Annotated in this window: 12 protein-coding genes; 7 read left to right on the top strand and 5 right to left on the bottom strand. The window is 66.2% G+C overall.

What is annotated here, in order from left to right; all coding sequences use genetic code 11:
• The 3 genes from bchB to bchF all read right to left on the bottom strand — a co-directional run.
• Nucleotides 1–1382 (bottom strand): ferredoxin:protochlorophyllide reductase (ATP-dependent) subunit B (gene bchB / locus AX735_RS00450; RefSeq protein WP_066274143.1); only part of this gene is annotated, 1382 nt, incomplete at its 3' end.
• 4 nt (nt 1383–1386) lie between these two features.
• A complete protein-coding gene (locus AX735_RS00445) occupies nt 1387–2670 on the bottom strand; it encodes a ferredoxin:protochlorophyllide reductase (ATP-dependent) subunit N (protein WP_066274141.1) in 1284 nt (427 codons plus the stop codon).
• Nucleotides 2667–3179 (bottom strand): 2-vinyl bacteriochlorophyllide hydratase, encoded by a 513-nt coding sequence (bchF, locus tag AX735_RS00440; RefSeq protein WP_067512711.1) that lies wholly within the window; start codon nt 3177–3179, stop codon nt 2667–2669. Before bchF ends, AX735_RS00445 begins: the two co-directional genes overlap by 4 nt.
• Nucleotides 3180–3514: 335 nt before the next feature.
• Here bchF and AX735_RS00435 point away from each other — a divergent pair, with 335 nt between their 5' ends.
• Nucleotides 3515–4495: a cobalamin B12-binding domain-containing protein gene (locus AX735_RS00435; RefSeq protein ID WP_060979782.1), complete on the top strand. Its 981-nt coding sequence runs from the start codon at nt 3515–3517 to the stop codon at nt 4493–4495.
• Between the two features lie 49 nt (nt 4496–4544).
• Nucleotides 4545–5945 carry a transcriptional regulator PpsR gene (gene ppsR, locus AX735_RS00430; protein ID WP_157759180.1) on the top strand — a complete coding sequence of 467 codons (1401 nt, stop codon included), beginning with the start codon at nt 4545–4547 and terminating at the stop codon, nt 5943–5945.
• A gap of 12 nt (nt 5946–5957) precedes the next feature.
• Here ppsR and AX735_RS00425 read toward each other — a convergent pair whose 3' ends face one another.
• Nucleotides 5958–7409: a hypothetical protein gene (locus AX735_RS00425; protein WP_060979784.1), complete on the bottom strand. Its 1452-nt coding sequence runs from the start codon at nt 7407–7409 to the stop codon at nt 5958–5960.
• A gap of 50 nt (nt 7410–7459) precedes the next feature.
• Entirely contained in the window at nt 7460–8944 is a 1485-nt protein-coding gene (locus AX735_RS00420) for a porin (RefSeq protein ID WP_066274139.1), read from the bottom strand.
• A gap of 214 nt (nt 8945–9158) precedes the next feature.
• Here AX735_RS00420 and chlG point away from each other — a divergent pair, with 214 nt between their 5' ends.
• Genes chlG through AX735_RS00395 form a run of 5 tightly spaced genes read left to right on the top strand, consistent with a single transcriptional unit; the run spans nt 9159 to nt 13421 of the window.
• Nucleotides 9159–10061 carry a chlorophyll synthase ChlG gene (gene chlG / locus AX735_RS00415; RefSeq protein WP_066274138.1) on the top strand — a complete coding sequence of 301 codons (903 nt, stop codon included), beginning with the start codon at nt 9159–9161 and terminating at the stop codon, nt 10059–10061.
• Nucleotides 10058–11380, top strand: coding sequence for a BCD family MFS transporter (locus AX735_RS00410; RefSeq protein ID WP_066274136.1), 1323 nt, complete (start codon nt 10058–10060; stop codon nt 11378–11380). Before chlG ends, AX735_RS00410 begins: the two co-directional genes overlap by 4 nt.
• 25 nt (nt 11381–11405) lie before the next feature.
• On the top strand, nt 11406–12617 hold the full coding sequence (locus tag AX735_RS00405) for a geranylgeranyl diphosphate reductase (protein ID WP_066274134.1): 1212 nt from the start codon (nt 11406–11408) through the stop codon (nt 12615–12617).
• Nucleotides 12618–12666: 49 nt separating this feature from the next.
• A complete protein-coding gene (locus tag AX735_RS00400; protein ID WP_066274131.1) occupies nt 12667–13149 on the top strand; it encodes a TspO/MBR family protein in 483 nt (160 codons plus the stop codon).
• Nucleotides 13149–13421 (top strand): hypothetical protein, encoded by a 273-nt coding sequence (locus AX735_RS00395; RefSeq protein ID WP_156447376.1) that lies wholly within the window; start codon nt 13149–13151, stop codon nt 13419–13421. Before AX735_RS00400 ends, AX735_RS00395 begins: the two co-directional genes overlap by 1 nt.
• Nucleotides 13422–13514: the final 93 nt, after the last annotated feature.

The following is a 13514-nucleotide window of genomic DNA, read 5'->3' as shown; positions in this document are numbered from 1 at the left end:
CCCCTAGCCCCTCCCTGGTCAGGGAGGGGAACAGCTTTCGGCGCGCTGGCGTGCAGATGGCTCGCGCCCGCTCCGTCGTGAAATTCGAAGTCATCGCGGAACATCGTCAGCAGATGCTCTTCGAGCCCCATGACCAGCGGATGCACCCAGCTGTCGAACAGCACATTTGCGCCCTCGAAGCCCATTTGCGGGCTATGCCGGGCGGGGAAATCCTGCACGTGGACCGGCGCGGAGATGACCGCGCAGGGGATCGACAACCGCTTGGCGATATGCCGTTCCATCTGCGTGCCCAGCACCAGTTCGGGATGCGCGGCGGCAATCGCCTCCTCGACCTCGAGATGATCGTCGGTGATCAGCGGCTCGACGCCATGCTCGGCAGCCGCAGCGCGCAGGTCGCGCGCGAATTCGCGGTTGTAGCAGCCCAGCCCGCAGACCACGAAGCCCAACTCGTCGCGCGCCACGCGGGCGGCAGCGATGGCATGGGTCGCATCCCCAAAGATGAAGACACGCTTGCCGGTAAGGTACGTCGAATCGACCGAGCGGCTCCACCACGGCATCCGGGCCTCGGCCATGTCGAGCGCCGGCGCGGGATCGACACCGGCGAGCCTGGCGACCTCATGGATGAAGTCGATGGTCGCGCCATGGCCGATGGGGATGGTCTTCGTGAACGGCTGGCGGAACTGGCGTTCGAGCCAGCGCGCCGCCGTATCGGCGATTTCCGGATAGAGCACGATGTTGAAATCGGCCTCCCCTATCCGGGCGATGTCCGCCGCACTCGCCCCCAACGGCGCGGTGACGTTGATCTCTACGCCGAGCGCAGTGAGTATCTTCGCGATCTCGACGATATCGTCTCGATGGCGAAAACCCAGTGCGCTCGGCCCAAGCAGGTTCGCTTTGGGACGCGGAGAACCTGCCTGGCACGGTGCGGGGCGGGAGGAATCCCCGACCGCGAGAGCTCTGACTATCTGGTAGAAAGTCTCCGATGCTCCCCAGTTCTCCTTGCGGGAATAGCTGGGCAGTTCGAGTGGAATGACGGGAATATCAAGGCGCATCGCCTGCGCCATTCCGGCAGGGTCGTCCTGGATGAGTTCGGCGGTGCACGAGGCCCCGACCAGCATGGCAGCGGGCTGGAACCGCGCCACCGCATCGCGCGCAGCGGACTGGAACAGCTCGGCGGTGTCCTTGCCCAGATCGCGGGCCTGGAAGGTGGTATAGGTGACCGGCGGGCGCTTGCCGCGCCGCTCGATCATCGTGAACAGGAGGTCCGCATAGGTATCGCCCTGCGGCGCGTGCAGCAGATAGTGCACATCGCGCATGCCGGTCGCTACCCGCATCGCCCCGATATGAGGGGGCCCTTCATAGGTCCAGACCGACAGCTGCATGGCGCTAAACCCTCAACACGTCGCGGCGACGGATCGGCCGTGCGAACAATTCGGCAAGATCGCCCGCCTGGTCGAACCCGTGGATGGGCGAGAAGACCAGCTCGATCGCCCATTTGGTGGTGAAGCCTTCCGCCTCGAGCGGATTGGCAAGGCCGAGCCCGCACACCGTGATGTCGGGCCGGGACGCGCGCACCCGGTCGAGCTGGCGGTCGACATCCTGGCCTTCGCTGATCACGGTCGTCTCGGGCAGCTGCGCGAGCTCCGGCGCCATATGCGCGCGGTGCAGATAGGGCGTGCCGACCTCGACTGGTACCATGCCGAGTTCGCGGTGCAGGAAACGCGCGAGCGGCAGTTCGAGCTGCGAATCGGGGAGGAAGAAGATGCTCTTGCCTTCGAGCTGCGCGCGGCTGTGCTCGAGCGCGCGCTTGGCGCGTTCTCGGCCCGGCGCGACGACGCTGCGGAAGTGCATCTCGTCGATATCGAACGCGCGCGCCGCAGCGTGCAGCCAGTCGGTCGTGCCCTCCGCGCCGAAGGGGAAGGGGGCGGAAAGATGCACGGCGCCGCGGTCCTCGAGTGCCTGCGCGGTATCGCCAAGGAACGGCTGGGCGAGCAGGAAGCGCGTGTTCGGCCCCACCGCAGGCAGCTCCCGCGATTCTCGCGCGGGCAGGCAGGAGACGCGGGCGATGCCAAGATCGCGCACCAGCCGAAGCAGCTGGTCCTCGACGATATCGGGCAATGCGCCGACGATCAGCAGCTCGGGTTCGGCGCCGACGGCCGGTTCGGGCATGAACGGAACGAGCGCGGCGAGACACGCATCCTCGCCCTGGGTGAAGGTGGTCTCGATACCGCTGCCCGAATAGTTGACGATGCGGACATCGGGCAGGAACGCCCCGGCCAGCCGCTGCGCGGCGCGGGCCAGATCGAGCTTGATCACTTCCGACGGACAGCTGCCGACCAGGAACAGCGTACGGATCTCCGGGCGGCGCGCCAGCAGGCGGCGAACGACGCGGTCGAGTTCCTCGTTCGCGTCGGCAAGGCCCGCCAGATCGCGTTCCTCGATGATGGCGGTCGCAAAGCGCGGCTCGGCAAAGATCATCACGCCCGCCGCGGACTGCAGCAGATGCGCGCAGGTGCGCGATCCGACCACGAGGAAGAACGCATCGGGCATCTTGCGGTGCAGCCAGACGATGCCGGTCAGCCCGCAGAACACCTCGCGCTGGCCGCGCTCGCGCAGCACCGGCGCCGAAGCGCAACCCTGGTCGAGCACGGGGGGTGCAGCGGCGATCATCGCGCCACCGCCAGTCGCGGCTGCGACTCGGATGTGCCCGTGCCCTGCAGCCGCGCCATGCGCAGCTTCCAGAGGAACTGGCCCGCATTGACGATATAGGCGGCATAGCCCGCCAGCGCGACGCCCATGCGCTCGCCGGTCGTGCCCAGGCCCGCGAACAGCATCACCAGATAGGCGGTGTGCAGCGCCAGCACGAGCATCGAGAAGACGTCCTCCCAGAAGAAGGCGGGGGCGAACAGCCATTTGCCGAACACCACCTTCTCCCAGATCGAGCCGGTGATCATGATCGTGTAAAGCGTGAGCGTCTTGATGACGATCGAGGCATCGGCGGCGAATGCGCCCTCACCTGTCCCGAAATAGCGCAATACCAGCGCCAGGCTGACCAGAAAGACCAGGAACTGCACCGGAGCGAGCACGCCCTGAACCAGCGTCCAGACGCTCGAATCGCGACGTTGCCGCTCTTCGGGGGTGTAGAGGGTAACCGGGATGGCCCGGGGCGAACGACCCACCGGACCGCCCTCAAGCTTGCGGTTCTCCGCAGTTCCAGGCTGATTTTCCAGTGGCATGAGCGTTTGAACGCCTCCCGTTTCAAGTCAGGAAACCTACGCCCCGGTCGGCAAAAGTGTCAAGATAAATTGACGTATAGTTTTCTTGACAAAACTTATGTTGTCAGGCCTTCTGGACAGGCGTAGGGTCATGGCCTGGCGAGGGTGAGCGCATAGAACGTTTCCAGCCATGAGGCCGGTGCCCGATGCACCGACAAGACCTTGGAGAGTCTGAATGGCCTCGGTTTTTTGGGATCGATTTGATCAGGTCTACGACGGAGCTTTTCCGCAACGCACGGTTGCGCAAGAAGACGTCGCCCTGGGACGGCGAGCAGACCGGGCAGAGCCGCGTTGTTCGTCATATGCCGAACGACGACGTTGGCCGCCTGGTGGAGCACGAGATCATCCCCCGGCTGCTGATGGTGCATCAGGATGACCCTCGCATGGCGCATTTCCCCGCCGATTCTGTTGCCGACATGGTGACGCCCGCCATGCACGCGCAGGATGGCGGCGATGGTTTTCGCGACACTTCAGGTACACAATCGAACGACAACCAGCGTCCGGGCGCAGGCAGCAGAGGCTTTGCATCCATGGCGCCTCTGTTCGACGAGGCGGCGATCCGCGCATTTGCCGACGAGGTGCTGGCGCACGAGGTCAACACGCTCGCGGACATCATCATCGGTCATCTCGACCGCGAGGTCGCGCCCGAAACCCTGTTCATCCAGCTGATCGCGCCTACCGCGCGCGAGCTGGGCGAGAAATGGAACCGCGACGAATGCGATTTCGTCGACGTGACCATGGGCCTGTGGCGGCTGCAGCTGCTCTTGCGGACGATCGCGGTCTGGGCTCCCCCGCCCGATGGCTGGGCGCTCAGGACGCACCGCGCGCTGTTCACCACCATGCCGCGCGACCAGCACAGCCTGGGCACGCTGATGATCGGCGAGTGCTTCCAGCGCGCAGGTTGGGATGTTGAGACGCTGATCGAGCCCGAACAGTCGGAAATCCTGCTCGCGCTCGGCTCATCATCCTTCGATGTCGTCGGATTGACAGTAACCACTGACTTTTATATCGCGCAGGTTCCCAAACTGCTCACGGCGATGAGAAGCGTGTCCTGCAATCCCAAACTGGCAATCATGATCGGCGGTCCGGCCATTGGCTACGATCCCGAACTTGCGCGCAAGCTGGGGGCGGATGGGACCGCTGCCGATGCCGCCGCCGCGCTCGCATTGGCCGACGAACTGGTTTCTGCCGGGGTAGAGCGCACCGCGCTTTCGCTTTGAAGACCGCACCCGGCGCGGCATGAACAAGGACGAGCCTTCAGCAGCTGCTATGCCTTTCCGCGACCTCAAAGGCGTTGTCGGCACTCTGGAAATCGGCGCAGCACTCGCTTTGGTGCTCGCCGCAGGCGATATTGCCCTGGCGCTGGATGAAAATGGCGTCATCAGCGATGTTTCCGTGAGTGCAGACGACATGCCCGACCTCAGCGGCTGGATAGGCCGACGCTGGGAGGACACGGTTGCGCTCGACAGCCGTCCCAAGATCAACGAGATGCTCACCAGCGCGCCGTCGGAAACGCCCGGCCGCTGGCGCCAGGTCAACCATCCCGGGCCCGACGGCAATCTGCCGATCCATTACCGGCTCGTCGATCTGGGCGAGGGCAAGCCGCGCATGGCGATCGGCCGCGATGTCCGCGCCTGGGCCAGCCTGCAGCAGCGCCTGTTGCAGACGCAGCAGTCGCTCGAACGCGATTATCTGAAGCTGCGCCAGACCGAGGCGCGGTTCCGCCTGCTGTTCGACATGATCTCCGACCCTGTGCTGGTGATCGACGCGACCACGCGGCGGATCACCGCGGCCAATCCGGCGAGCTATCAGCTGTTCGGCGCCAAGCCGGGCAGCCTCGACAATCGCGATCTCGCCAATGTCATCGGCGGAATCTCGCGCGACGATCTTATTGCTGCCTTGGGCGGAGCGACCGCCACCGGCGAACATTGCCAGATGGAAGTGAGCATGGGCGAGGGCGAACCGCCGATGACGCTCACCGCGATGCCTTTCCGACAGGACAGCGGCCGCCAGTTCATGATCCGCCTGTCGCGCGACAGTGCATCGGCAGACGATGCGAGCGGCCGCAGACCGATGGTCGAGCTGATCGAGCGGATGCCCGATGCGTTCGTGCTCACCGACGCGAAGATGCAGATCGTCACCGCCAATTCGGCCTTTGTCGATCTGGTGCATGGCAGCTCGAAGGAAGCGATTGCCGGGCAGCCCTTGGGCCGCTTTATCGGACGCCCCGGCATCGATGTCGACCTGATGCGCAAGCAACTCGACGATCACGGCCAGGTGCGCAACGCGACCACCATCGTCCATGCCGATGACGCGATCGAGGAAGCGATCGAGGTTTCGGGCGTCAAGACCGATGCGCAGGGCGGGCATTACGGCTTTGCCATCCGCACCGTCAGCCGACGCGTGCGCGACCTGCCCTCGGCCGACCGCGACGTTCCGCGCTCGGTCGATCAGCTGACCGAGCTGGTCGGGCGCATGCCGCTGCGCGAGATCGTGCGCGAATCGACCGATCTGATCGAGCGGATGTGCATCGAGGCAGCACTTGCCTATACCTCGGACAACCGCGCCTCTGCCGCCGAAATCCTGGGCCTGAGCCGCCAGAGCCTCTATTCGAAGCTCCATCGCCACGGCCTGGGCAACCTCATCGGCCGCAAGGACGAGCTGAGTTGACGTTTCGGGCCGCTAGCGCCCGATCAGCCCCAGGGCATGGCGGATGAACGCGTCGCGGTCCTTCACCCATTGCATCTCGGGCGGCAGAACCGGATCGGAATAGGTCCAACCCTCGTTGGTATAGGCCCGGCGCAGCGTACCGCGGGTGTTGAAGGCGAGCGAGACCATACGCTGCTGCGCTCTGGTCGTCTGCTCGTTGCCGATCACCGTAGGCGTGCCCGGCTCCACCCCCAGGCCCTGCATGTTGAGCCGGAAGACATGGGGTTCGCTGCGGAAGCTGTCGACCAGGGTGTTCTGGAACACCGAAAGATAGACCTGATCGAGCGCGCCGAGCGGATTGGCGGGCATCCGCCAGCCGGGATCGACCATGATGTTCCACGGATAATGGTCGGGCGCGCCGTAGACGATCTCGGTGCGCAGATCGACGAGCGAATCGCGAACGTCCTGCGCCGGGGGAACGCGCTTCAACTGCAGGTTGTTTGACCATGTGAAACCGAAGGCCGAGATATCGACCAGCGGCATGGCCGAGGGCACCGTGGCGCCCGGCAGATTGGCGACCGTGACATTCTCGTAGACGCGCAAATAGGCCTTGTCCTTGAGCTGGTGCCCGCTGGCGACATCGATCCAGCCCTTCTGGCCGTACCACGTGCTGTTGCGGACATGCGTGACCAGCGTGCCGTTGATGTACGTCCCATGTTCCTGATCGACACTGTCGCCGACATTGCCGCGGATGATGCTGTCCTCGATCAGCACCATGGTCTCGCCGCCAGGAACGAAGATCGCGTTCTTGCCGCCGAAGATGGTGGAGCGGCGGATCACGGCGGTGATCAGGCCCGGTCGCGTGACATCGAGCACCTCCAGATGCACCGCGCCCTTGGCCTCGCCTGCGCCCGGAAAATCAAGCGCGATGTCGCGCATTTCGAAATGGATGCGCTGCGGCCCCAGCTCGAACAGGCGCGGGTTGATCGTCGCCCAGGCATCATTGGTGCGGAAGGTCACCTGCACGCCGGGAACCGAGGAGCGGAAGATATATTGCGTGCCGTTGGTCTGGCCGACGATCTGCGGCATCGACGGGGCGAAGGGATAGACGCACGGACGGCCCGCGCCGTCATAGGCCTCGTAGACGAACTCGTATCCGCCCTCGATCCGGCCTTCGATCGCTGCGGCCGAAGGACGGTCGAACACTTCGCGGCCCGCCGCGCGGGAGGCATCGCAGCGCACGCGCATGATGACGGCAGGGGGACGCAGGCCCTGCATCGGCATGTAGAAGGGATAGACGCGGTCGTCGCGCTGGACCGTGGCCTGCGACGCGGCGGCGACCTGCCCCGCGACGGTCACATCCGCATCCCCCGTCAGCGCCTCCGTCTCAAGCCGCACCGGCGGCGCAGTCGAGGCGCGCTCGGCCGACGAAAAGAGCAGCAGCGGCGCAAATACCATCAGCATCGCCAGTCGGTGCAGCGCCATGAAACCTCTCCCGAAACGCCCTGTCTATACTGGAAGGCGTGCAGAAATGGTCAATAGTTCCATTGCGCCTGGATGCGCAGCAGTTCGCCCTCGGCCTGGCCGAAGCGGCGTTCGTCCGCCTCCTTGCGCGAGGCGAAGCCATAAGTCACGGTCAGCTCGAGCGCGGGGGTGGGCAGGAATTCGAGGCCGAATTCGAGCTCTTCGGTCTCCAGCCGGGGGGCATTGGTCGCGCCCTTGAAGCCGCCGCGATAATATTGCCAGCGCGCGAAAGGATAGAAGGGGCCGAGCGGCGAGCGCCGCACGCGGGCCATGGCCTGGATATAGCCGCCGTTGAGCGGGCGTTCCGCGATACGGCCGGTGGCGGGGTCGAATTCCGGCCCCCTGCCCCAGTTCCATTCCGCCTGCAGCCCGAACGGCTGCGGATAGAGGATGGCATGCACGCCGATGCGGTTGTCCTTGTAATCGATCGGGCTGACCCCGCCGGTGCGGATCTCCGGATTGACGCGGTTGCGATAGAAGGAGCCGCCCAGTTCGAGCACCTGCCCCTCCAGCCCCAGCGCGTCGAGCTCGAACGGCCAGGTAGCAAGGCCGACAATCATGACATTGTCGTTGGTCTCGGTGCGGTTGGTCCCCTGGCCGTTAAATGCCCCAAGACCGAAGGCCCCGTAATTGCCGAACAGCTTCTGTCCGTCCTTGCCCAGCCGGTCCCAGATGTCCTGGACGTGATCGGGCGTGTAATAGGCGGCGATCCCGATATCGCGCTCGCTCGGCGCGCCGGTGTTGATGCCGTCGCTGCGGTCGAGCGCGAGCCGGTTCGACGAGGACTGCATGTTTTCCCAGCCATAGGGAATTTTCGACTGGCCGAGCCGGATGCGGAAGCTCTTGTCCTTGGTCGGAAATACATCGGCATAGGCATCGCGCAGCTGGGCAAAGCCCTCGCGGCGCTCGCCCGCCGACTGGTTCGAAACGGCCGATGCCATGTCCGCCTGGAGGTAGAGCGAGAGATAATCGCTGACATCGCCCTGCAGCACGAGGCGTACGCGGCGGAAGCTGAAATTATTGTCCGAACGCACATCGCCATCGCCGATGGTGCGCAGCCGCGACACCCCCGCCGGCGCCTCGGCATCGCCCGAGACGATATTGTTGAGGCGAAGCTGGGTATAGCCGCGCAGCTGCAGCTTTTCATACCAGGCCTTGCCCTTTTTGGGGCTGGCATCGGCGACCTGCGGGGCGGGCGCGGGTGGAGCAGCTGCAGCGGGTGCAGCAGGCGCGGGCAAGGTACCCTGAGCCAGGACGGGCGGGGCGGAGGCGGCGACCGGCGCGGGGGCGGCTGCGGCCTGCTTTTCCGCCTTGAGCTCATTGACCGTGGCTTTCAGCTCATCGATCTGGCGCTGGAGATCGGCAATGATGCCGAGATAGTCTGGCTGCCCCGCAGAAGGCGCCGGCGTAGCCTGGGCCAGCGCGGGCGTTGCGACGCTGGCCAGCGCGATCGCGACCAGAGGCCTTCGGAAAAATGCCGTGCGAGCAAATGTCATGTTTTCAGGCGCCTGTGGCAATGCCGCGCCCTGCCGCGACGGTTCGGCTGCGCCAATATGAAGGTTTTATGTCGTTTTTGTGAATATCGCAAAACGCTTTTGTGACAAGCGGTGGCGTGCCCGCGTCCGCCACCCGATCGCGACGTCCCAACGCGACACCCCTGCATGTCCATTCTGATTGACACTCCGCGGCGTCAGGCATAGCCTTACTCGCATGGATCGCTCCGCCAACATCTCGCCGCCCGCGCCGATTCCGCATCCGCGCGACGTGCTCGAATTGTTGAAGCCGGTGACCTGGTTTCCGCCGATGTGGGCGTTCTTCTGCGGGGTGATGTCGTCGGGTGCAGGGCTCGACGGGCGCTGGTGGTTCCTGTTCGGCGGGGTGCTGCTGGCAGGGCCGATGGTCTGCGGCACCAGCCAGGCGGTGAACGACTGGTTCGACCGGCATGTCGACGCGATCAACCAGCCCGAACGGCCGATCCCTTCGGGGCGGATTGCGGGGCGCTGGGGACTTTATGTCGCGCTGATCGGCTCCGCGCTCTCGCTGCTGCTCGGGCTCGCGCTCGGCTTCTGGGTGTTCGTCGCAACGATCGTCGGCCTGCTCTGCGCCTGGGGATACAGCGCACCGCCCTTCCGCTTCAAGATGAGCGGCTGGATCGGCCCTGCAGTCGTAGGCCTCAGCTATGAAGGGCTGAGCTGGTTCACCGGCGCGAGCGTGATGACCGGAGGCCTTCCGGACGCGCGCGTGCTGGTCGTCATCCTGCTCTACAGCCTCGGCGCGCATGGCATCATGACCTTGAACGATTTCAAGGCGGTCGAGGGCGACAGCGCGATGGGCGTGCGCTCGCTGCCAGTGACGCTCGGCATCGCCGCTGCCGCGCGGCTCGCCTGCGCGGTGATGGCCGTGCCGCAGGTGATCGTGATCGCGCTGCTGTTCCAATGGGGGCTGGCGTTTTCGGCGATCGCGGTGACGCTGCTGCTTGCGATGCAGATCGTGTTCATGCGCCGCCTGCTCACCGATCCCAACAGGTTCGCGCCCTGGTACAATGCCACCGGCGTTTCGTCCTATGTCCTCGGCATGCTCGCCGCCGCTTTGGGCCTGGGGGGCTGGATATGAGCGCCGGTGCGAAAATTGGTCTCGGCTGGACCGACATCATGCGCATGGGGCTGGTCCAGGCCAGCATCGGCGCGATCGTGATGCTGGCGACCTCGCTGCTGAACCGGGTGATGGTGGTCGAATATGCCCTGCCCGCCGCGCTCCCCGCGGGCCTCGTCGCCTGGCATTATGCGGTGCAGCTGTCGCGGCCTTTGTGGGGGCACGGATCGGACAAGGGACGCAAGCGCACCCCCTGGATCATCGGCGGAATGGGCATCCTGGCGCTGGGCGGCATCGTCGCGGTCAATGCGACGATCCTGCTGCCGGTCGCCGCGATCCCAGGAACCCTGCTCGCGATCCTCGCCTTCAGCATGATCGGCGCAGGCGTGGGCGCGGCGGGCACCTCGCTGCTCGCGATGCTCGCTTCGGGCGTGGTGCCCGAAAGGCGCGCGGCGGCGGCGGCGATCACCTGGATCATGATGGTCGCAGGGATCGTGATGGCCGCCGCGACCGCAGGCAGCCTGATCGATCCTTTCAGCGAACAACGGCTCGCCACCGTCTCGGGCGGCGTGGCGCTCTGCGCCTTCCTGCTCGCCTGGGCCGCGATCTCGGGGATCGAGCGCCGCCTGGTCGCGCCCGCGCATCCGCATGACGATGCGCCCTCGGCCTCGTTCGGCGAGGCCTTGCGCGAGATCATGGGCGATGCAACCGCACGCCGCTTCACCATCTTCGTCTTCGTCTCGATGCTCGCCTATGCGATGCAGGACCTGATCCTCGAACCCTATGCGGGCCTCGTCTTCGGCATGAGCCCCGGAGAATCGACGAAGCTCGCAGGCCTGCAGCATGGCGGGGTGATGGCCGGGATGATCGTCGCCGGGATCGGCGGCAGCGCCTTTGCCGGACGGCGGCCAGCGGACCTGCGCTGGTGGATTCTCGCCGGATGCGGCGGCAGCGCGCTGGCGCTCGCCGGGCTCGCCTTTGCCGCGACCACCTCCATCCTATGGCCGCTCCGGCTGAACGTCGGGCTGCTCGGCTTTGCCAACGGGCTGTTCGCGGTCTCTGCGATCGGCGCGATGATGGGACTGGCGGGCGCAGGCCAGCAATCGAAGGAAGGCGTGCGCATGGGCGTCTGGGGCGCGGCGCAGGCCATCGCCTTTGGCCTCGGCGGGCTGACCGGCGCGCTCGGAGTCGATGCGGCGCGCGGCATGCTCGCCAGCGATGGCGCGGCCTTTCAACTGATCTTTGCGGGCGAGGCCGGGCTTTTCGTCCTCGCCGCAATGCTGGGGGTGCGCGTCACCATGCGCAGCGCCCATCCGTCTATGGTGGCGGCACCGGCCTGAGGGCCTGAGGAAGGAGCTTGGAGCAATGGCACAGGCGGATTTTGACGTGGCGGTCATCGGTGGCGGCCCTTCGGGCGCGACGGCGGCGAACGACCTGGCGCGGCGCGGGCTCAAGGTGCTGCTGCTCGACCGCGACGGGCGGATCAAGCCGTGCGGCGGCGCGATCCCGCCCCGGCTGCTCAAGGATTTCGAGATCCCCGAATCGCTGCTCGTCGCCAAGGCGCGCGCGGCGCGGATGATCGCGCCCTCGGGCCGCGAGGTCGACATGCCCGTGGGCGACGGACCCGAGGGCAAGGGCTTTGTGGGCATGGTCGACCGCGACGTGTTCGACGAATGGCTGCGCGAGCGCGCGCGCCACAACGGCGCGACGCGGATCACTGGCACCTACGAAAAGATCGACCGCGATTCCGACGGCATGGCGGTGCTGGTCTATCGGCAGGAGCGCGGCGGACCCGACCGTCGGCTCCGCGTCCGCAGCGTCATCGGCGCGGACGGCGCGCGGTCTTCCGTGGCGAAACAGAACATTCCCGGCGCGAAGGACGTGAAATGCGTCTTTGCCTATCACGAGATCGTCAAGGCACCCGAACCGGCGGTGGCAGCGGCGGCGGATTTCGACCCCGACCGCTGCGACGTCTATTATCAGGGCCATCTGTCGCCCGATTTCTATGCCTGGATCTTTCCGCACGGCGAGACCGCGAGCATCGGCCTCGGCAGCGCGCACAAGGGCTTTGCCCTGCGCGAGACCACCGCGATAATGCGCAAGCAGGTCGGGCTCGACAGCTGCGAGACCATCCGCACCGAAGGCGCACCGATCCCCCTGAAACCGCTCAAGCGCTGGGACAATGGCCGCGACATCGTGGTTGCGGGCGATGCGGCGGGCGTCGTCGCCCCGGCGTCGGGCGAGGGCATCTATTATGCCATGGCCTGCGGGCGACTGGCGGCGGATGCGGTCTGGCAGTTCCTCGCCACCGGCAAGCCGGCCGCGCTCAGGCAGGCGCGCAAGGCGTTCATGGCCAGGCACGGCAAGGTGTTCTGGATCCTCGGGATCATGCAATATTTCTGGTATTCGTCGGACAAGCGCCGCGAGCGCTTCGTCAAGATGTGCGCCGATCCAGACGTGCAATATCTCACCTGGCAGAGCTATATGCACAAGGAGCTGGTGCGCCGCAAACCGGTGGCGCATGCGAAGATCTTCGTGAAGGATATGGGGCATCTGCTCGGCCTGTCGCGGGCCTGATCCGACGCTCGGGACGTAACGGTCGAGAGGCCGCAGCTGGGAGGCTGGAATGCATCGTGAAGGCTTGCTGCCGGTCATCCTGGCGGCGATGGCGGCTCTGGTCGTCGCGGCGGGCGGCGCGACGATCACCGATCTCGGCCCCTGGTACCAGGCGCTGGCCCAGCCCGACTGGGCCCCGCCCGGCTGGCTCTATGGCGTCGCCTGGACGCTGATCTTCGCCCTCGCCGCGATGGCCTCGCTCGCCGCCTGGCGCGCCGCGCCCAGCGTCAAGGCGCGCACCAATGTCATCGGGTTGTTCGCGTTCAACGGATTCTTGAATGTGCTGTGGAGCCTTCTCTTCTTCCGCGTGCAGCGGCCCGACTGGGCACTGATCGAGGTCGCGCTGCTCTGGCTCTCGATCGCGGGGCTGATCGTCTATTGCGGGCGCTTCTCGAAGCTCTCGGCCTGGCTGCTACTGCCCTATATCGCCTGGGTCAGCGTGGCGGCGGCGCTCAACTATGCCATCGTCCAGCTCAACGGGCCGTTCGGCTGATGGAGGTCGTGCGCGCCCTGTTCGCCAGCGGTCATGTCGTCGATCTGGTGCTGGCGGTGCTCGCGGCAGAGTTCGTCTGGCTGGTGCTGGGCGGCAACCGGGCGCTCGACGTCGGCCTGGGGCTGAGCGCGGCGGTGCTGATGATGCTCGCGCTGCGCGCTGCGCTCACCGGCGCCGCCTGGCCGTGGATCGCGCTGCCTTTGGTCCTGTCCTTCCCGCTGCATCTCGCCGATCTGCAAAGGCGCGGAATGCTGAGGCGGCACCGGCCCTGACCGGTCCCCGGCGCAGGCCGGGGCCCGCAAGCCGCGTGGCGGCTTAGCCACGCCTCTCCCTTGATGGGAGAGGCAGCGAGACTTGGCGACGAA

The sequence above is a fragment of the Blastomonas sp. CCH1-A6 genome, from assembly GCF_001556365.1.
Lineage (GTDB): Bacteria > Pseudomonadota > Alphaproteobacteria > Sphingomonadales > Sphingomonadaceae > Blastomonas > Blastomonas ursincola.
This window is presented reverse-complemented; position numbering and strand designations above follow the sequence as displayed.